Consider the following 19,784-nt stretch of genomic DNA (forward strand, 5'->3'; position numbering starts at 1 on the left):
TTCGACGTCGGCGCCGCCGAGGACAGTAGCCGGTTCAGTGGCCGAGTGGCTATGGCCTCCCGTTGTGGCCGGGTCCCGGTCCCGCCGGCCGTCTGCAGCGCTGTGCGACCGAGCTCGGGACCCGCGACAAGTACGTCAGTGGGCCCCGAGTACGTCCAGGATCATCGGGCGGGCGGTGGCCAGCGCACGACCCCAATAGGGCCAGGTGTGGGTGCCGTCGACGATGTCGATACGCGCGGGGATGCCCAGCGCCGCGACCCGGTCGCGGAAGATCTGGGTGCCCACCGCGGCGGTCGCCTCCAATCCCATGGCGTTCACCGTGTTGCCGACCCCGAACGGCACATCGGGCGCGCCTGGGCTGCCGTTGCCGGCCGAAACGTACATCGGCAGGCCGCGCAGGAGTTCGGCCTGCACGGTGGGATCGTTGCGGCTCCAGGCCGGGTCACCGACCGGACCCCACATATCGTCCACATTGAACCGGCCCTCGTCCCACATCGCGGCGCGGACCGCTTCGTTCCACATGGGGAAGGTCGGGTTCAGGAATCCGGAGAACGATCCGGCGAACTTGAACTGGTCGCGGTGGTACGCGGCCAAGGTGAGAGCGGCCCCGCCGCCCATGGAGGCGCCGACAACGGCCTTGTTCGTCCGCGACACCCCGTATCCGGCGAGGAAATCGGGCAGTTCACGGGTGAGAAAGGTTTCCCACTTGTACGTTTCCGTCTGGCCGTTCGTCCCGCTGGGCCGGTACCAATCGGTATAGAAACTGGAGCGGCCGCCGACCGGGAACACCAGGGTGACATTGTCGCCCGCGAACTGCCGCAGGGCGTCGGTGTCACTGGTCCACTGACTGTGGTCGGCCGGTGCGCGGAGGCCGTCGAGAACATAGAGCGCCGCACTGCCACCGCGGGCCGCCCACTGCACCTGGACCTTGATCGGTCCCATGCCGGACGGCACGAAGAGTTCTTGGTACCCACCCGACGGGGCCCGCAGCACCGGAGTGCCGATCGGGGCCGCGCTGACCACTGCCCCGCCCACACAGGTGGTCAGGACCATCGACGCAACCACCGCAGCGACTCTCCGCAGCCGCTTGCGCACCATCCACCGACTCCTCGTTCGCACCCGCTACTCCTCATCGGTCTCGGATACCGGTCGGGTGAGGACGCTACCGAAGCGATCCGGATTCGCCCGCGCGCCGCACAGAGCATCGCCGGATTTTTTCACTCTCGTGAGGCGACGACCTTCCGGTCGGCTCGCCTCGCGATACCGCAGGTCACGGCATCCGGGCCGTTCCTCCCAATCCCACGTCCAGCACCGCTCCGGTGACATAGCGCCCGCTCTCGCCGACGAGATGGCCGACCGCGTCGGCGACCGCTTCCGGCGGGCACCACGGGATCCGCATGGGGCTCATCCGCGCGTAGCGCTCTTCGACGTCGTCGCGGGAAGGGTTGTCGAGATCGGGGGCGAACAGGGAGTACAGGGCCGGATTGTGGAGCATCGGAGTGTCCACATTGGTCGGGCATACGACATTGGCGGTGATACCGCGTTCCGCGTACTCGAGGGCGACGGATTTGACGAGTCCGATCACGCCCCATTTCGATGCCGAATAGTGGGCCAGGTTCGGGGTGCCCTGACGGCCGCTCATCGAGGAGATGGCGACGATGCGACCCCAGCCGGTGGTCATATGGGGGAGTACCGCCCGGAGACAGTGGAAGGTGCCGGTCAGGTTGGTGGCGAGCATATCGGCCCACATGGGGTCGGAGAGTTCGGTGACCGGCGCGAAGCCGACGATGCCCGCTGATGTGACCAGAATGTCGATACTGCCGGTCTGTGCGGCCACGGTCCCGGCGAACGCCGTGACGGCGGCGGAGTCGCGGACATCGAGCACACCGGTGTGGCAGGCGCCGCCGTCGGCTGCGATCAGCCGCGCCGTTTCGGTCAGGTCGTCCGCGGTGGCCAGCGGGTAGGGGGCGGTATCGCCGGGCGCGCAGAGGTCGGTGAGCCATACGGTCGCACCGCGTCGCGCCAGGGCCCGGCCGATCGCGCGACCCTGCCCCCGCGCCGCACCGGTGACGATCGCCGTGCGCCCGCCGAGATCACCGCTGGTTGCGTCGTCCGTCATCGTCATCTCCCGCACTTGTCCCGACCAACTGTCCGACCTCCGCTTTGGCGATCTTCCCGCCCGGAGCCAAGGGCATGCTCTCCAGCACGCGCAGCCGTTCCGGCAGGTACTCCCGGGTGATGCCCTGGGCGCGCAGCCAGGTGTTGAGGTCGGCGAGCGACAGCCGATCCGCACCCGGAGCCAGTGTCACCGCCGCGCACAGCCGCTCCCCGAACAGCGGATCGGGTACGCCGACCGCGGCGACCATTTCCACCGCGGGATGTTCGCGGATGAAATCCTCTACTTCCAGTGCGGAGATGTTCTTGCCGCCCCGGATGATCAGATCCGCCAGGCGGCCGACCACGCGCAGCCGATCGGAGTCGTCGACTTCGACGATATCGCCGAGCCGGATCCAGCCGTCGTCGGTGAAGAGTTCGGCGTTCGCGGCGTCGTCGTTCCAGTAGCCGGGGGACATGAGCGGCCCGCGAACCGCCGGTTGCCCGCGCCGGACCCCCGGACCGGCCGTACCGTCGTCGAGGATGCGGACATTCATCGCCTCGATGAGTCGGCCACCGGTGCCGAGCCGGGTTTCGTCGTCGTCGTGGACGGTGGTCGCGCTCGCCGCGCCGGTTTCGTTGGAGCCGTAGAACTGGAGTACCAGCGCGCCGGTGGCTTCTTCGAAACGCCGGGCCTCCGCGTAGGGCACGGCCTCACCGCCGGTGAACATGACCCGCAGCGCATCGGCGCGGGATACGGCCCGATCCGGGGTCTGCAGCATCATCCGGAACTGGGTGCTCACACAGGCGAGGATCGTGGCGCGGTGCTCGGCCATCAGATCGATCGCGACCGCCGGATCGAAGCGGTGCATCACCAACGCGGGCCGGCCGAGGAGCGCGGGCAGGAAATGTGCGGTCCACAGCCCGAATCCGAAGGGCGCGGGCACGAACGCGGCCACGATCTCCCGAGCACCCATCTCCGCGTTCCGGCAGGCGATCGCGGCGAACGCACTCCATCGTCGCTGAGTCTGCATGACGAGTTTCGGCCGGCCTGTGGTGCCGGATGTGCTGTTGAGCAGGCATACGTCGTCCACCGAGAATTCCCGGGCCGGCGCCGGGCGGCTCGCCCGCTGCACGCTGCCGACCCGGAGCCCGTCGACGATCACCAGGTGCGCCGGGGCGGTGTCGCGTGCCCGCAGTTTTTCCGACAGCTCCGATACCGGCACACCCCGGTTCTCGCGGGCGGTCACGAGCACGGTGGCCCCCGAAGCCGACAGCAGATGCGCCACCTCCGCCGGGCCGGACCGGGCCCCGACGGCGACCGCGAGAACCCCCGCGCGGTAGGCGCCGACGAGCGTGGCGTGGAACTCCACGGTGTCGGGCAGATACACCGCGACCGCGGGTATTTCGCCGAGTGCGAGCAGCGCCGCGCAGACCCGGTCGGCGAGGCGGTCGTAGTCGGCCCAGGTGGTGATCCCGGCCGGACTGATGTAAGCGGGTTCGTCCGCGCGGGTGCGGGCCCAATGGCGGACCAGGTCGCTGACGGCGTAGTCGGTGTAGGCCTCCGGGTCCGCCGCGAATCCGGGGAGGTCGGCCAGGGGCGCGTGTTCCATCACAGAGCTTCCTCGAGCATTCCCATGGCGGCTCGGTAGGCGGTATCGAGTGCGTCGGTGTCGTCCTGGGGCGCGGAGAGCGAACCTCGGATCATGACGTACCCGCGGTCGACGATCCGGGACACCCGGTACAGGGCCGGCTCGGCGACGAGCACAGTGATTCCCGAATCGGCCAGGCCGCGCACATGATCGAGTAGTTCCCCGGCGATCCTGGGGGAGAGTCCGGTGGTCATCTCGTCGAGCAGCAGCGCGCGCGGCCGTACCAGCAGGGCCCGGGCGAGCAGCAGCATCTGTTGTTCGCCGCCGGAGAGGACACCCGCGAGCTGTTTCGACCGCGTCCGCAGGATCGGGAAGCGTTCGAATGCCGTATCGAGGACGTCGTTGCGGGTGCCCAGCAGCCGCGCCCCGATCTCCAGGTTCTCCCGGACCGTCAGACGCGGGAACAGTTGCCGCCCCTGCGGGACGAACGCGATCCCGGCGCGCAGCCTTTTCCGGGCGGGCGCACCACTGAGATCGTCGTCGTCGACGAGGACGGTTCCGGTCGCCGGGGTACTGCCGAACAGCGCGGACAGCAGGCTCGATTTACCGGCGCCGTTAGGCCCGACCACCGCCGTGACCTCCCCGGACCGCGCCTCGAGCGCTGTCTCCCGGACCGCTACGGCCTTGCCGTAGCGGACGCCGACTCCGCGCGCGGTGATCATCGGGCCTCCTGAGTGGTACCGAAGTACACGGAACGCATCTCGGCGCTGCGCATACAGTCCTGAGGGCTACCGGTGAATGCCACGGCGCCGTCGGCCAGCAGCACCACCGAGTCGGCGAGTTCGGCGATCAGGTCGACATTGTGATCCACCAGCACCACCGAATGTCCCGCGTCGCGCACCTGCCGGACCGCGTGGGAGATCGCCGCGATCCCGTCGGTGTCGGATCCGGCGAAGGGCTCGTCGAGCAGCAGCACCCGGGGGCGCGCGGCCATGGCGCGGGCGATTTCCACGAGCCGCTGGGAGCCCAGCCCGAGGCTGCCCGTCGGTACGCGCTCGGTGGTGACGCCGTATTCCGTGGCCACGGCGGCCGCGGTGTCGAGTACCGGGCGGGGCGTACCCGCGAGCCCGCGCAGGAACGCGCGCACCGACGCTCCATAGGAACCGATCGACCGGCCGACGATACCCGGCACGATGTTCTCGACCGGGGTCAGTTCCAGGGCCAGCTGCGGGTGCTGGAACGTGCGGGCCAGTCCTGCTCGCGCACGTGCCGCCGGCCCGGCGGGCAGGTCACGGCCGTCCACCTGCACTGTTCCGCTGTCGGCGGATTGCGTGCCCACGATGCAGTCGACCAGGGTGGTCTTTCCGGCGCCGTTGGGTCCGACCAGGCCGAGGACGCGGCCGGCGGGCAGGTCGAAACTCACCTGGTTCACAGCGGTGACGCCGCCGTAGCGCTTGGTCAAACCCCGCACCGACAGCAGGGGCGCGGGATCCGCGGGTGCCATCACTGTCAACTCCTGTCCTGATTGCGCGACGGTATGAGCCGCTCGAAGGCCTGTCGGGCCCAGCCGATGACACCGCCGGGGGCGAGCAACAGGATGACCAGCACGACCACCGCCAGCAGCAGCTCACCCGAGCCCTGGTAACCGGGCATGTTCAGGCTGACACCGACGACGATCAGCGCCCCTAGCGGAGCGCCCCAGGCCGAACCGCGGCCGCCGATGATCGGCATGAAGATGGCGAGGAACACCAGGTCCAGGCCGAAGGTCTCCGGCGTCACCGCCTGCACCGACGCGGTGAACAGTGCGCCGCCGGTGGAGGCGATCGCCGCGCCGGAGGCCAGGGCGACCACGGTCAGATGGGTGGGGGAGATACCGGTGGACCGCACCGCGGGCGCGTTCTCACGCGCCGCGGACAAGGCCAGACCCCAGGCCGATCGGCGCAGGCGGTCGATGAACACCGCGACCACGCACACGAACGCGATCGCGGCCACCACCTGGGCGTAGCGCGGGGGCTCCCAGCCCAACAGCGAAGGCACCGGAATACCGGAGATACCCGACGCCCCGCCGGTGAGCGTGGTGGCGTCGCCCAGCCAATGCTCGAACGCGATGGCGAACAGCAAGGTCACGGCGGCGAGGTAGAAACCCGAGAGCTTCCTGGTCGCGACCGCCAGTACGAGGGCGACGACGGCGGCGATCACCATACCCACGAGCCAGCCCCACCACGGCGACAATCCCTGTTTCACCGAGAGGTAGGCCACCGCGTACGCGCCGATGGCCGCATAGGCGCTGTACGCCATGGACAGCGACCCGGCGAGCACGAAGGGCAGGTACATCCCCAGCGCCACCAGGGAATAAGTGGCGGCCAGGAAGACGAGGTCCTGCCGGTACAGGCTCGGTCCCATCCACAGCAGTACCACGGCGAGGACGGCGAGGCATTCGCCTAGTTCCCCGAGTACGGTCCGCGCGGCGGGCTTGGTGGTCGCGATCGCGGAAACGGCCATCACACACGCACCTTTCGTTGGAACAGGCCTTCGGGCCGGAACGCGAAGAACACGAGGGCGACGAGGAAGATGGCGATCGAACTGCCGGTGGCGCCGAAATAGAAACTGCCGAAGACCTGGACCCAGCCCAGCGCCAGTCCGCCGACCAGCGGCGCCCACGGTCTCCCGGTGCCGCCGACGACCAGTGCCAGGAATCCGGTGAGCGTCCAGGACAATCCGCTGGTGAACTGGGCGCCCGATTTCGCCGCGAAGACCACTCCCGCGATGCCCGCGATCGCGCCGGACAGCCCGAACGCCCACAACCGGACCCGGGTGACGTTCACGCCGATCATCCGGGCCGCGTCGTGGTTGTCGCCCACCGCGCGGAGCAACCGACCGGTGGTCGTAGCACGTAACCAAAGAACTGTGGCCACCAGGACCGCCACCGTGGCCAGGATGATGGTCGCGGTCGTGCCCTGTACCGAGACGGGACCCAGGTGGAAATCCGGCAGCGGCAACAGGTTCGCGACCGAGACCGGGGTCCGGCCGAAGATCGTGCCCGCCAGTTGCTGGATGGCGAACAGCGTCGCGGTCACCGCGACCAGGGCCGGAAGTTCGGCGCCGCCGGACCGGCGTTGCACCGGCCGGACCACCACGACCTCGGTCACCAGTGATATTCCCACGGCCGCCGCGACGCCCAGCGCGGCGCCGGCGATGATCGGTACACCCCACTGAGCGGACGCGTATCCGGCCAGCAGGCCCGCGGCCATCGCGTACGGTCCCGCGGCGAAGTTGAAGAACGACGCGCCCACCACGACCAAATAGATCGACAACGCGACGAGCGCGAAGAAGCAACCGATCTCGGCGCCGGCCAGCCACAACTGCGGATCGCTCATCGATCGGATCCCTTCGGTGTGCATTCCGGCTGGTACTCGGCCCAGGGGCCGGCCGGGGTATTGTCGGTACCGAATTCGATGAGCACCAGCCCGCAGGCCGAATCCGGGGCGATATGGTCGTCCGGCGCGAACGACAGGGTCAGCGGCGCCTGGCCGAAACTCGCCGGAACGCCACGGACCTGTTGCAGGGCCCGGTTGAGGCGCTGCCGATCGGTATGGGTCCCGGCGAGTTCGATCGCCCGCGCGAGCAACATCACCGAGTCGTGGGCTTGGGCGTCGTACGCGGTGAGGGAGTAATTCGGCCCCTTGACCGTGCGCAGCCAGTTCTGTAATTCGATGGTCCGCGGGTTGTCGTCGCTCAGGCTGCCCATATAGACCAGGCCGTCGAGCGATCCGGGCGCGGCGAGCTTCCACGACCGCGGCTGGTTGCCGATCGATGCCAGCGAGAACCGTTGCAGGCCCGGCGCCAGGCGATGCACCGTGTTCTGCGCCAGCAGTTCGAAGTTTCCGCCGACGCTCGCCACGAGCACGACGTCGGGGTCACTGTCGAGCAGCCGGCTCACTCCGGCGGTGAGATCAGCCGTGTCGACGGCCGCCTTCTGGGTGCCGACGATATCGATGCACCCGCGCAGCTTCGGGGAGAGCGTATCGAGGATGCCCGCGATCGCCGGACTCGAATCGGCGAGCACACCGAGCCGCTTCCGGCCTTGCGCGGCGAAGGCACCGCAGTAGACATCGGCGTACTGGGCCAGCGGATTGGGGACCATATAGGCGAACTCGTTACCGGGCGGCCCGGCGACCGCGTCGGTCAGGGCGGTGGGCGCGATGGTGACGACCTCGGTGGATTGTGAGATCTGTTTGGCCTGTAACGCCGATCCGCTGCCGGTGGCCAGGATGACGGCGGAGGCGCCCCGGTCGACCAGCTTACGGATGATGGACGGGGTGCTGGTCGGACTGCTCTCGTCGTTCTCCACCACCAGCCGGACCTCTTTGCCGGCGATGCCGCCCGTGGCATTGAGCCGATCCACTGTCGCGCGCACGGTATCTCCGGCGATCGTCGAATACGACGCGCCCGGTCCGGTCGAATCCTCGTCCATGCCGATGACGATGTAGTCGTCCACCGGTTCCCGGACCTGAGCGCATCCCACCGGCAGCAGAGCCGCGGCCAGTACCCAGGAAAGTATCCGGGTACGTCTCATGAGACCACCACCAATCAAGCATGTGCTTGGCCATAGCCAAGCAATTGCTTGAGAGTGTGTCCTGCGCCACTGATTCTGTCAACGGTTTGGGATGAGCAGGGCCGCGCGAGAGCGGTTTACGACTCGCCGACCAGGTGTTTCGTCAGATCCTCCAGTCGTCGCTCGATGCGATCGAGCCGCTCGGTGATCGCCGCTGCGTCGTCCACCGCGGCGCCGCGCGGGCGGGTGGCCGGTGCGGCGCCGCCATCGACGAACGCGGCCACCACGGTGTCGGTCACCTCGTCGCGCCGCTGGGACAGCTGCTCCCGGTGGTATCGGATCGACCACCACACGCCCTCGCGGAGCATTCGCGCGAACTCGACCGGGTCGAGCCCGGCGCGCAGTTCACCACACGTACTGGCCCTGGTCGCGGCATCGATCCAGAAAGTATGCGCCTCCCGGACCGCGCTCGCGATGGCCTCGGGGGCGCCGGGGCCGTGGTAGGCCTTCTCGTTCTGATAGATCTCGGTCGCGTACGGATGCGCCTCGGCGATTTCGATCGAGGAATGAACCAGGGCGCGCAACTCTTCCCGCATCCCGCTCACGTGCGGCAGCACGGATCGGTAGCGGGCGTTCAGGTCGGTGAGGAAATCGTCGAGGATCGCGAACGCGATCGCGTCCTTGGACGGGAAGTGATGGTAGAGGCTGCCGGACAGCATCCCGACACCCTCGGCGATATCCCGGACGCTGGTCCCCGCCACGCCGCGCTCCACGAAAAGCCCGGCAGCAACGCGTTTGATCTGATCTCGGCGGCTCACCATCCGCCTATGCTTACCGTCGACGACCACACCTGTCGAGCGGCCTCTTGGAGATGGATGCGCGCCATGTCGGCCCCTACCGCTGCATTCGGAGAACTCGGCTGCCCGTCGGGTCGGGTTCCGGTGGGTGTATCGGACCCGCCATACGTCCGAGCGGCATTCCGCTGCCACCGCGGCGCAGGGCGATGACCTCCGCGAGAATGGAGACGGCGGTCTCCTCCGGTGTCGCGGCGCCCAGATCGAGACCTATCGGGGAGGACAGCCGGCTCAGCTCGGCTTCGGTCACCCCGGCGCCGCGGAGGCGTTCCACTCGGTCGTTATGTGTCCGCCGGCTGCCCATCGCGCCCACGTAGCCCGCGTCGGATCGCAGGGCGATTTCGAGGGCCGGAACGTCGAAGCGCGGATCGTGGGTGAGCACGCAGATGGCGGTGGACGGTGTGATCGCCGTCTGCTTCAGGTAGTCCTGCGGCCACATCACAATCACTTCGTCGGCTTCCGGGAAGCGTTCGGGAGTCGCGAAAACCGGCCGGGCGTCACACAGCGTCACCGAGTACCCCAGGAGTTTCGCCGCACGGACGAGCGCGTGGGCGAAGTCCACCGCGCCGAACACCAGCATGCTCGGTGGGCGTGCGATGGACGAGATCATCACCGAGAGTGCGTTTTCGGCGCAGTCCCCGGTCTCGCCCAGCCGAACCGTCGTCGCTGTGCCGGCGTCGAGGTGGCGGGCGGCCCGGGCCAGGACTGCCTGGTCCAGGAGTGGGTCGCCGCAGGTGCCGGTCCAGGAGGCGCCGGTCGTGACGATCGACCTGCCCAGGTGGGGGCCCGCGGAGACGACGGTCGCCGTCGCGACCGGCCGGCCCGCCGCGACGCTGTCCGCGACCAGCGTGAGGCCGGGGATATCCGTCGGGCCCGCATGGTGGATGAGGACATCCATCGAGCCGCCACACATCAACGCGGCGGATCCGGCGCCGGCATCGTCGACCGCGTACCGGCGGACGGTCGCTTTCCCGGTGTCCATCACCTCGGTGGCGAGATGGAAGATATCGCTCTCGATGCAGCCACCCGAGATGCTGCCGACGACGGTCCCGTCTCGCGCGACGGCCATCACGGTGCCGACGGGCCGCGGAATCGAGCCCTCCGATCCGATGATTGTCGCCAGGGCGCAGTCGATTCCGGCCGCGTGCCATCGGGCCACCGTGTTCAGCACCTCGTGCATCCGGACTATCCTCTGCCTTGTCGTGCCGGTCCGCGTACCGTCGACCGGTACGCGGTTCGCGGCCGGTGGCCGCCGTCGGCGTTCGCGTCGCGTCCGCGACCGAGTTGTCCCGGCGAGACGATCGCCGGAGTCCCGCGCTGGTGGGATGATAGAAAAGATCGTACAGTACCTTTGCGCAAAGGTAAGTCGGTGGGCGACGAGAGATGGGTTGTGGCAGGGGCAGTGACGGAAAACTCGGACGGTGTCGGCGAGATCATCCGGCAATGGGCCCAGTCGCGGCCCGAACTCGATGTCTCCGCATTGGAGATCTTCGGGCGTATGCATCGCAGCTTCCTGCTCTATCGCTCCCGGATCAACGGTGTGTTCGAGCAGTTCGGCACCAATGAGGCGGGGTTCGATGTCCTGGCGTGCCTGCGCCGCGCGGAGCCGGAGTTCCGGCGTACGGCGGGTGAGCTGGCGAAGCAGACGCTCGTCACGACGGGTGGGCTGACGCTGCGGGTCAACAGGCTGGAAGAGGCCGGGCTGGTACTGCGCGAACGCGACCCCGAGGATGCCCGGGTGGTCTATGTGACCCTGTCCGATGCGGGGCGTGATCTCGTGGACCGGGTCGCTGACGCGCATTTCGCCGAACTGGCGCACATGCTGGTGGGCCTGGACTCCGACCAGAGGGCTCAGCTGGCGGGGCTGCTCACGGTGCTGGAAGGCTCGCTGCGGATGGCCGCGGTGCCGGCGGGGGAGGGCTCCGCGGTCGATCGCACCGCCTGAGCGTGTGCTCTGCGCGCTCCCGGATCTCACGATCTGGGAGCGTTCGTCGTTTTCGGGGGCTTCTTCGTGAAACCTTTCCGGCAATTTCTGTGGTCGCCGTCACGCTCGAAACCGGGGTGTGACCTGCATCTCTACGCTCGTGTCGATGGGTTCCAGTGGGGTTAACCCCCTGTTAATCATCGAATTCGCCCCCCGGTGGCCGTTGACCTCTTAGCGGTAAGGAAGTACAAATCTCTTGCAGCCAAGATGTTCGGCAACCGCGGTGGAATCCAGCCCGGTCGCCACCATCGTCCCGACAGGAGACGTTCATGACGACAATCCGCCTCGCGGCCGCGGCCCTGCTGGCCGGCTCCGCCTTGGTTCTGAGCTCGTGCAGCGGTTCGGACGAGCGCGCCGCCGCGGCCACCGACGGCACACTCGAGCAGACCGAGGTCTCGGTGGGCGTGCTGCCGCTGGCCGACTATGCGGCGGTGTACTGGGCGGACGAGAAGGGCTACTTCGAGAAGGAGGGGCTCACGGTGACGCTCGAGCCGATCCAGGGTGGCCCCATCGGCATCCAGAAGGTCGCCTCGGGGGAACTCGACTTCAGCATCGCCAACTCGATCTCCGCGGCGATCGCGCAATCCCGCAAGACGCCCATCACGACCGTCGCGCATACGGCCTCGCTCGGTGACGGCAGCGGGATCCTCTATGTGAAGCCGGATTCGCCGATCCGATCGCTGGCCGATATCGACGGCAAGACCGTCGGTGTGAACACCACCAACAACATCGGCGATGTCACCATCGGCAACCTCGCGGCCGACCAGGGCGTCGATATCGAGCCGCGGTATGTCGAGGTGCCGTTCCCCGAGATGCTGCCCGGTGTGCAGGCCGGCTCGATCGACGTCGGGTACGCCCCCGAGCCGTTCTCGTCGGCCGCGCGCGGCGCCGGGATGCGGGAGATCGCGGACCTCACGACGGGCACCAACAACGCACTGCCGGCCTCGATCTTCGTCGCGGGCGACGATTTCGTGGACGCGAACCCGGACACCACCGCGGCGTTCGCGCGCGCGATCTATGCCGCGGGAGCCGATATCTCGGCCCACGAGGCCGATTTCCGCAGCTGGCTGCCCGGTGTCGCGAAGGTCCCCGCGCAGGTGGCCCAGTCGATGTCGCTGCCGATCTTCGCGTCGAGTATGGATCCGGCGAAGATGCAGTCGGTTGCCGAGATGCTCGCCGCCCAGGGGCGGATCCCCGAGGGCTTCGACGTCACCCCACACCTCATCACACTCGAGGACTGAGATGAATCTCCTCAGTGAGCCGCTCGGCCGCAAGCAGCAGATCGCCTACGGGATCGCAGGCGTGCTCGGGACGGCGGCGCTGACCGAAGTGGTCATCCGGACCGGGATGATCTCCACGCCCGGGTTGCCCGTTCCGAGCCGGGTGCTGGCGGAGGCCGGTGCCCTGTTCGGCGACCAGACCTTCTGGCAGGAGGTGGGATTCACCCTCCGCGAATGGATGCTCGGCCTGCTGATCGCGACCGTTGCCGGGATGGTACTCGGCGGTCTGATGGGCGCCTTCGCGAAGGTGTTCCTCGCCTTCGAACTTCCGGTCGAGGTCTTCCGGGTGCTGCCCTCGGTCGCGTTGGGCCCGGTCCTGGTGCTGCTGCTCGGTTCGGGAATGTTGCCGCTCTCGATCACGGTGGCGCTGGCCTGTATGTGGCCGATCCTGCTGAACACCCTGTACGGCGTCCGCGCCACCGACGCCACCGCCGTGCAGACGGCCCGGACCTTCGGGCTCTCGGGTATCGAGATCCTGCGCCGCATCAAGATTCCCAGCGCGCTTCCCTTCGCGTTCACCGGAATCCGGATCGCCGCGTCGATCGGGCTCATCGTCGCCGTCAGCGCGGAACTGCTGATCGGCAACGGGCAGGGGATCGGCGGTTACATCCTGCTCAACAGCGCCAACGCCACCAATCTCGACACGGTCTACGCCGCGACGCTGGTGGCCGGGATCCTCGGCCTGACGGTGAGCACCGTCTTCACCGCCCTCGACAACAAGGTGTTCGCATGGAAGAAAGGGCTGGCCCAGTGATGGTCGCATCGACCGACGACGCGGGACTCGCCGCGCCGGCCGTCCGGACGGGTCCGAAGTCCGCCGCGCTCGCCTCGGCCGCGCGTACCCGTGGATCCTTGCCGGCGCTGCTGGGCAACACGGGCATCCGGCTGCTGGTTCCGCTACTGATCCTCCTCGCGTGGTGGGGGCTGTCGCAGTCGGAGGTCGGCTCGCTGATCGTGGCGCCGCCGTTCGAGGCGTTCGAACGGGTCTTCACCGACTTCTTCAGCGCCGATGCCGGCCGGCTCTTCCTCGGCGACGCGACCTTCGACCATTCCTTCCCCAGTGTCTACCGTGCGATGGCGGGACTGTTGCTGGCCGTCGTGATCGGGGTCGCGCTGGGCGTCGCGCTGGGTATCGTGCCGGTGCTCACGGCCCTGTTCCAGCCGCTCATCCACCTCGGGCGGTCGCTGCCCAGCCCGGCCCTGCTGGGGGTGTTCTTCTTCCTGTTCGGCACGGGAGACAGTCCGAAGGTCTTCCTCATCGCGTTCTCCGTGGTCTGGCCCATCCTGTTCAACACGATCGACGGTGTGCAGAGCGTGGGGACCGGACGGATGCAGGCGGCCGCGGTGTTCAAGATCTCGCGCTGGAAAGTCCTGACGCAGATCATCCTGCCCGGCGCGGGACCGAAGGTATTCGCCGGTGTGCGGACCGCGATGTCGCTGTCGCTCATCATCATGATCATCTCCGAATTGCAGAAGGCCGAGAACGGTCTCGGATATCTCCTGATCCGGTCGCAGCGCGACTTCGACTACACCGGATTCTGGTCGGTCCTGATCGTGCTGGCCGCCCTGGGCGTCGCCCTCAATTTCATCTTCGTGTTCGCCGAACGGCGGGCGTTGGCCTGGCACCGAGGAGTGACTCAGCAAAATGACTAGTACAGATGTGACGACCACGTCCGCGGAGCTGGTCCTCACCGGCATCTCGAAGTCCTACGGAACCAATCTCGCGGTCCGGGATATCACCGCCGACGCCCCGGCCGGAAAGGTCAGCGTGATCGTCGGGCCCTCCGGCTGCGGCAAGTCGACCCTGCTGCGGATCATCAGCGGACTCGATGTACCGACGACGGGTGCGGTCACCTTCGACGGGCGGCAGGTGTCCGGCGTACCCGACGGCCTGGCCATGGTGTTCCAGGACTACGCGCGCTCGCTGTTCCCGTGGATGCGGGTGGACAAGAACATCGCGTTCCCGCTCGACCATCTACCGCGGACCGAGCGTGCCGCCCGGGTCCAGGAAGCCATCGACGCGGTCGGTCTCTCCGGCAAGGAGAAGCTCTACCCCTGGCAGATGTCGGGCGGTATGCAGCAGCGCGTCGCCATCGCCCGCGCGCTGGCCAGCCATCCGAAGCTGCTGCTCATGGACGAGCCCTACGCCTCGGTCGACGCCCAGACCCGCGCCGAACTCGAGGACCTGCTCCTGATGATCCAGGCCAGGCTCGGGATCACCGTCCTGGTCGTCACCCACGATATCGACGAAAGTGTCTACCTCGCCGATCACATCATCGTGCTGTCGAAACCGCCGAGCGTCGTGGCCGAGACGATCGAGGTCGATCTGCCGCGGCCGCGCGATCACATCACCACCAAGACGGACCCGCGATTCGTCGAGATCCGTTCGCACGTGACGAGGCTGCTGCGCGGTGAGGGCGTGGCAGCCGAGGGCGCGCGCGAATCGGTTGTGAGCAGGTCGCGCTGATGCGGGCCACGGTCGACGGATCCGGAATCGTCGCGCAGAGTCAATCGGCTCTCGCGCCGTTCCGGCTCTACCGCCCCGAATCGGTCGCCGAGGTGACGGCGGTGCTCGCCGCCGACCCGGAGGCGGTGATCGGTGCCGGGTGCAGCGATCTCGTCGCCGCCATCCGGGAGGGCTGTGCTCCCGCGGCGCTGGTATCGCTCCGGAAAGTGGCGGGACTGAAAGGGATCACTCATCACGGTGATGTACTGCGCCTCGGTCCGATGGTCACTCATCACGAGGGCGCGACCAGCGCGACCGTGGCCGCGGCGATCCCCGGACTCGCGGCGGCATGGTCGCGGATCGCCACCGTCCGGATCCGCTACACCGGCACGGTCGGCGGGAATCTGATGGCCCGGCGGCATCGCTACGAGATGCCGCTGCTCCTGGGTGCCCTCGATGCCCGGTTGTCGTTCTCCGACGACCGCGCTCTCGCGCCCGGCGAACTGTGGACCGACGAAACCACCGCGCTGCTCACCGGTATCGAGGTGCCCACCGCGGATCTGGTGTGGTTCGGCTACGAGCGCTCGATGCGCCCCACCACGACGGTCGCGCTCGCGATCCGGCGGGGTGCCGGCGCCACCCTGGCGGTCCACGCCACCGCGGGTTCGGAGTACCGCCGCGGTATCTCGCTGCGCCTCGATACCGGGGCCGTCTCGGTGGCCGGTATCGACGCGGTGCCCACCGCCGCGGCCCTCGCCGCGCAACTCCCGGACGATATCGGCGATTACACCGGGTCCGCCGAGTACCGCAGGCACCTCGTCACCGTGCTGACCCGAAGGCTGCTCCACGAGGCAGCCGCTGCCACTCCCCAGCGTGAGGACCGACCGTATGTGTGATTCCGAAGCCGAGACGAAACCGGCCGGCGCACAAGCTCCACCGAGCACACTCGACACCTCGATAGAGTTCAGCCTGAACGGCGAGAAACAGCACTGCAGAATCGATTCCAGCGCGGTCCTGCTCGATATCCTGCGCGACGACTTCGGCTGCCGGGGCGTGCGGCGTTCGTGTGAGCGCGGAGTCTGCGGAGCCTGCACGGTACTCGTCGACGATGTGCCGGTCGCCTCCTGTTCGACATTCGCGTTCGCGGTCGACGGCGCCGCCGTGGAGACGGTCGAAGGACTGACGGACGCGGACGGAACGCTTTCGCCACAGCAGCGGGCGTTCGCGGAATGCGGTGGTTACCAGTGCGGTTTCTGCACCTCCGGGATGCTGATGCTGACCACCGGTCTGCTGCGCCGGGAACCCCGGCCCGACCGCGGCACCATTCGCGAATGGATCAGTTCGAACACCTGCCGCTGCACCGGCTACGAAATGATCATGGAATCCGTCGAACGCGCGGCGGAACTGACGGCCGCGCAGGAGGGGGATCGCGAATGACGGCGGTATCGGATCGGCCGGCGGCCTCCGGCCCGCCGGTGCAGGCGCACACCCACCTGGTCGACGACGGGGAAACGGTCGGCGGGTACCGGATCCACGAGTTGCTCACGGCACCAGCGGGACATCGGGTGGTCGGCCGGGACGGCCCGCGTGCGGACGCGACGGCAAAGGTGACCGGACGGGCCGTGTACGGTGCCGATATCGTGCGCCCGGGCATGCTGCACGCGAAGGTGCTGCGCAGTCCGCACGCGCACGCCCGCATCGTCTCCATCGACACCGCGGCCGCGCGGGCGCTGCCGGGTGTCACCGCGATCGTGACCCAGGACGAGATCGAGGGCCTGCAGTGCTACGGGACGATGGTCAAGGACCAGCCGGTGGTCGCGACCGGTGTCGTCCGATATGTCGGTGACGTGGTGGCCGCGGTCGCCGCCGTCGACGAGCGCACCGCCCTTGCGGCACTGGACCTCATCCGGGTCGAGTACGAGGTGCTGCCGGCGGTGTTCACCGTCGACGCGGCGCTCGCGGAATCGGCGCCGGTCATCCATCCGGACGAACCGTTCGGCGTGATCCCGAAGTACGGGCAGGGCGCGTCGGCGTCGTTGCGCAGCGAACCGAACGTGAGCTACGAGTTCCGGTACCGCACCGGCTCGCCCGACGTCTGGCAGACGTGCGACCACATCTTCGAGGACACCTTCGAGTTCTCGCGGATGAACCATATGCATCTCGAACCGTTCGTGACCGTCGCCGAGGCGAGCGCCGACGAGATCGAGGTGTGGACCTCGACGCAGGCGCCGTTCAACCTGCGCAAGGAACTCGCGCGCGTGTTCGGGCTGCCGGAGAACCGGATCCGCGTCCACGTCCCCTTGATCGGCGGTGGTTTCGGCGCGAAGAACGGGCCCAAGGCCGATCCGGTCGCGATCCGGCTGTCCCAGCTCAGCGGCGGGCGTCCGGTCCGGTTCTGTATGACCACCGAGGAGGTGTTCCTCACGGTCTCGCAGCACGCGGCGACGCTCATCGTGAAATCGGGTGTGCGGGCCGACGGTACGTTCGTGGCACGGCAGTCGACGGTGCTGCTCAACGGCGGTGCCTATGCCGAGCACAGTCCGGCGGTCGCGGAGAAGGCCGGCTACCGGATGCCCGGCGCGTACCGCTGGCAGCATATCGATTCGGTGTGCAAGGTCGTCACCACCAATACCGTGCCGGCCGGGGCCTACCGGGGATTCGGCGGCACCCAGGCCACCTGGGCCAGTGAGCGCCAAGTGGATCTGATCGCGGATCGCCTCGGACTGGATCCCTACGAACTGCGGGTGCGCAACCTCAAGGCGCTCGGTGAGGAGTTCGTGCCGGGCGAGTCCGGGATCGACTCCGACCTCGCGGAAGGGATGCGGCTGGTGGCCGAGGCGATCGGTTACCACGGGCGTGCTCGCACCGGGAACCGAGGGATGGGCGTGTCGGTCGGCGTCAAGGACGGCGGCGGTATCAACAAACCGGCGATGGCCAGGATCAAGGTCACCACGCGGGGCGACGTCCTGCTCAACTGCGCGCTCACCGAGATGGGGCAGGGCGGGCACTCCGCGATGGCGCAACTGGTCGCCGAGGTATTGCGCTGTGACCCCGCCCGGGTGGCCTACGCGCGCATCGACACCGACAACACCCCGTTCGATCAGGGGACCAACGCGTCCTCGGGAGTCGCGGTGATGGGACAGGCGGTGCGTACGGCGGCCGAGAAGCTCCGGGACGAGGTACTCGACTGGGCCGGTGCGCAACTCGCCGTCGATCCCGCGGTGCTCGAGCTCGTCAACTGGCATGTGCACACACCCGATGGGACCGCGCACGATCTTTTCCCGATGATCATGGACGTCTTCGGGAACACCGGCTTCGAGTTCTCCGCCGACGGTTTCCACAAGGCGCGCAACGATCACCGGGCACCGCTCGAGGCACCGTGTGTGTTCTGGGAGATCGGCTGGGCGGCCGCCGAAGTGGAGGTCGACCCCGAAACGGGCCGGATCACCGTGCTGCAACTGGCGGTCAGCGGTGACGCCGGAAAGGTCATCAACAAGATCGCGTGCCGCGGTCAGGACGAAGGAGCAGCGGTGTTCGGGCTGGGACAGGCATTGTTCGAGGAACTCCGGTACGACCCGGAGGGCGAACTGCTCAATGCCGAGGCACTGCTCTACCGGGTGCCGCTCGCCGAGGACGTTCCCGAGCGGTTCGTCTCGATCACGCAGGAGCAGGGCCACGGCGCGGGACCGTTCGGCAGCAAAGGAATGGGGGAGGGCGGGATGCTACCTGTCGCCAGTGCCATCGCCCAGGCCGTCGCCGACGCGGTGGGCGTACAGCTCACCGAGCTCCCGCTGTCACCGCAGCGGGTCTACGAGGCGATCGCCGCGCGTGGAGCGGAGGGGGCGCGATGAGGCGGGCCCCCTCCGGCGCCGCGGCCTCCGCTGTCCGCGTACAACCGTTTCCGAAGGGGCATGATGAGGGGATACCTCCGCGTATACTGCGGTTTCTGCCGACCGCGGCCGTTCGACTCCGAGAGGGCGCGATGAGGCGAGACCTCCGCCCACGCCGCAGTATCCACCGATCAGCGGTAACTCTTTCCAAGGGGGCACCATGACTTCGGGTTACCACGGCGCGCGCCGGGTCGCCGCGGTGCTCGAAGGCCGGGGACCGGTGCGGGTATGCGTGCTCGGTTACGGGAGTATCGGCGCGGTCGTGGCCGATCGGCTCATCCGCGGCGATGTGCCCGGCGCCGAGCTGGCCGGGATCGTCAATCGGTCTCCGGTCGACAATCCCCCGGCGCCCGTGCTCTCGCTCGCGGACGCGCTCGAGATCGCGGATGTGGTGGTCGAATGCGCCTCACAGGAGGCGGTCCGGGAAGTCGGCCGGCAAGTGGTCGACGCGGGGTGCGATCTGCTGGTGTCGTCGGTCGGGGCGCTGTCGGATCCCGCTTTCGCGCAACAGGTCGCGGGTAGCGGACCGGGCCGGGTGGTGTGTACCCACGGTGCGGTCGGCGGTCTCGATCTGCTCGCCGCCGCACGCGACGCGGCGCCGTTCGACCACGTGCTCGTCCGGTCGACGAAATCGCCGGGATCACTGGTGCAACCGTGGATGGACGCGGCGGAGCGGCGCCGGGTCGGTACCACGACGACGCGGCTGCGTGTGTTCGCGGGCAGTTCGGCCGAGGCGGCGCGGCTGTTCCCGAAATCGCTCAATGTCGCGGCCGCGGTGAGTTTCGCGGTGAGCGACTGGGAGACGGTCTCGGTCGAGTTGTACGCCGATCCGGACGCGGAGCTGACCTGTCACGAGATCGAGGCCTCGGGACCGATCGGCCGGTACTCGATAAAGATCGAGAATCTGCCGAGCGTGGACAATCCGCGTACCAGCGCTGTGGTGCCGTACTCGATCCTGCGGACGCTGGCGCATCTGACAGGCTCCCCGAATCTCATCGCCTGACCGGCCCGTCGACGCGACGACGAGCGCCGGAAGCGGCCTGGACCGGGCCGTTACGACAAATTCACGCAGACATCTTGACGCAAAGT

General features: G+C 68.3%; 19 protein-coding genes. 9 read left to right on the forward strand and 10 right to left on the reverse strand.

What is annotated here, in order from left to right:
• Positions 1-135: 135 nt before the first annotated feature.
• The 10 genes from ON38_RS32595 to ON38_RS32640 form a co-directional block, all read right to left on the reverse strand.
• On the reverse strand, positions 136-1,098 hold the full coding sequence (locus tag ON38_RS32595; protein WP_083873289.1) for an alpha/beta hydrolase: 963 nt from the start codon (positions 1,096-1,098) through the stop codon (positions 136-138).
• A 172-nt stretch (positions 1,099-1,270) separates the two neighbouring features.
• Positions 1,271-2,119, reverse strand: coding sequence for a mycofactocin-coupled SDR family oxidoreductase (locus ON38_RS32600; RefSeq protein ID WP_039829128.1), 849 nt, complete (start codon positions 2,117-2,119; stop codon positions 1,271-1,273).
• Positions 2,094-3,707, reverse strand: coding sequence for a class I adenylate-forming enzyme family protein (locus tag ON38_RS32605; RefSeq protein WP_051165572.1), 1,614 nt, complete (start codon positions 3,705-3,707; stop codon positions 2,094-2,096). Before ON38_RS32605 ends, ON38_RS32600 begins: the two co-directional genes overlap by 26 nt.
• The gene (locus ON38_RS32610) at positions 3,707-4,408 is read right to left on the reverse strand and encodes an ABC transporter ATP-binding protein (RefSeq protein ID WP_039829129.1); all 702 of its coding nucleotides are present in this window, start codon (positions 4,406-4,408) and stop codon (positions 3,707-3,709) included. Before ON38_RS32610 ends, ON38_RS32605 begins: the two co-directional genes overlap by 1 nt.
• Positions 4,405-5,190 carry an ABC transporter ATP-binding protein gene (locus ON38_RS32615; RefSeq protein ID WP_039829233.1) on the reverse strand — a complete coding sequence of 262 codons (786 nt, stop codon included), beginning with the start codon at positions 5,188-5,190 and terminating at the stop codon, positions 4,405-4,407. Before ON38_RS32615 ends, ON38_RS32610 begins: the two co-directional genes overlap by 4 nt.
• Positions 5,191-5,195: 5 nt before the next feature.
• On the reverse strand, positions 5,196-6,188 hold the full coding sequence (locus ON38_RS32620) for a branched-chain amino acid ABC transporter permease (RefSeq protein WP_039829130.1): 993 nt from the start codon (positions 6,186-6,188) through the stop codon (positions 5,196-5,198).
• Positions 6,188-7,063 (reverse strand): branched-chain amino acid ABC transporter permease, encoded by an 876-nt coding sequence (locus ON38_RS32625; RefSeq protein ID WP_039829132.1) that lies wholly within the window; start codon positions 7,061-7,063, stop codon positions 6,188-6,190. Before ON38_RS32625 ends, ON38_RS32620 begins: the two co-directional genes overlap by 1 nt.
• On the reverse strand, positions 7,060-8,262 hold the full coding sequence (locus ON38_RS32630; protein ID WP_039829133.1) for an ABC transporter substrate-binding protein: 1,203 nt from the start codon (positions 8,260-8,262) through the stop codon (positions 7,060-7,062). The genes ON38_RS32625 and ON38_RS32630 overlap by 4 nt, the downstream gene beginning before the upstream one ends.
• 116 nt (positions 8,263-8,378) lie before the next feature.
• The gene (locus ON38_RS32635) at positions 8,379-9,062 is read right to left on the reverse strand and encodes a TetR/AcrR family transcriptional regulator (protein WP_051165573.1); all 684 of its coding nucleotides are present in this window, start codon (positions 9,060-9,062) and stop codon (positions 8,379-8,381) included.
• Between the two features lie 73 nt (positions 9,063-9,135).
• Positions 9,136-10,275, reverse strand: coding sequence for an XdhC family protein (locus ON38_RS32640; protein WP_051165574.1), 1,140 nt, complete (start codon positions 10,273-10,275; stop codon positions 9,136-9,138).
• Between the two features lie 222 nt (positions 10,276-10,497).
• Between ON38_RS32640 and ON38_RS32645 the strand changes: the two genes are divergently transcribed.
• From ON38_RS32645 to ON38_RS32685, 9 genes are all read left to right on the forward strand, one after another.
• A complete protein-coding gene (locus ON38_RS32645; RefSeq protein ID WP_039829135.1) occupies positions 10,498-11,040 on the forward strand; it encodes a MarR family winged helix-turn-helix transcriptional regulator in 543 nt (180 codons plus the stop codon).
• Between the two features lie 308 nt (positions 11,041-11,348).
• A complete protein-coding gene (locus ON38_RS32650; RefSeq protein WP_039829136.1) occupies positions 11,349-12,320 on the forward strand; it encodes an ABC transporter substrate-binding protein in 972 nt (323 codons plus the stop codon).
• Between the two features lies 1 nt (position 12,321).
• Positions 12,322-13,113 carry an ABC transporter permease gene (locus tag ON38_RS32655; RefSeq protein WP_039829137.1) on the forward strand — a complete coding sequence of 264 codons (792 nt, stop codon included), beginning with the start codon at positions 12,322-12,324 and terminating at the stop codon, positions 13,111-13,113.
• Complete coding sequence (locus tag ON38_RS32660; RefSeq protein ID WP_245564492.1) at positions 13,089-14,012, forward strand: ABC transporter permease; 924 nt, start codon at positions 13,089-13,091, stop codon at positions 14,010-14,012. Before ON38_RS32655 ends, ON38_RS32660 begins: the two co-directional genes overlap by 25 nt.
• On the forward strand, positions 14,005-14,826 hold the full coding sequence (locus tag ON38_RS32665) for an ABC transporter ATP-binding protein (RefSeq protein WP_051165576.1): 822 nt from the start codon (positions 14,005-14,007) through the stop codon (positions 14,824-14,826). Before ON38_RS32660 ends, ON38_RS32665 begins: the two co-directional genes overlap by 8 nt.
• Positions 14,826-15,701, forward strand: a complete 876-nt coding sequence (locus ON38_RS32670) for an FAD binding domain-containing protein (RefSeq protein WP_039829138.1) — start codon at positions 14,826-14,828, stop codon at positions 15,699-15,701. The genes ON38_RS32665 and ON38_RS32670 overlap by 1 nt, the downstream gene beginning before the upstream one ends.
• Positions 15,694-16,242: a (2Fe-2S)-binding protein gene (locus ON38_RS32675; protein WP_051165577.1), complete on the forward strand. Its 549-nt coding sequence runs from the start codon at positions 15,694-15,696 to the stop codon at positions 16,240-16,242. The genes ON38_RS32670 and ON38_RS32675 overlap by 8 nt, the downstream gene beginning before the upstream one ends.
• Positions 16,239-18,656 (forward strand): xanthine dehydrogenase family protein molybdopterin-binding subunit, encoded by a 2,418-nt coding sequence (locus ON38_RS32680; protein ID WP_083873290.1) that lies wholly within the window; start codon positions 16,239-16,241, stop codon positions 18,654-18,656. Before ON38_RS32675 ends, ON38_RS32680 begins: the two co-directional genes overlap by 4 nt.
• A gap of 199 nt (positions 18,657-18,855) precedes the next feature.
• Positions 18,856-19,698 (forward strand): aspartate dehydrogenase domain-containing protein, encoded by an 843-nt coding sequence (locus ON38_RS32685; RefSeq protein ID WP_039829139.1) that lies wholly within the window; start codon positions 18,856-18,858, stop codon positions 19,696-19,698.
• The last annotated feature ends 86 nt before the right edge of the window (positions 19,699-19,784 follow it).

Origin of the sequence: Nocardia testacea NBRC 100365 (assembly GCF_000308775.1) — a bacterium.
GTDB classification, from domain to species: domain Bacteria; phylum Actinomycetota; class Actinomycetes; order Mycobacteriales; family Mycobacteriaceae; genus Nocardia; species Nocardia testacea.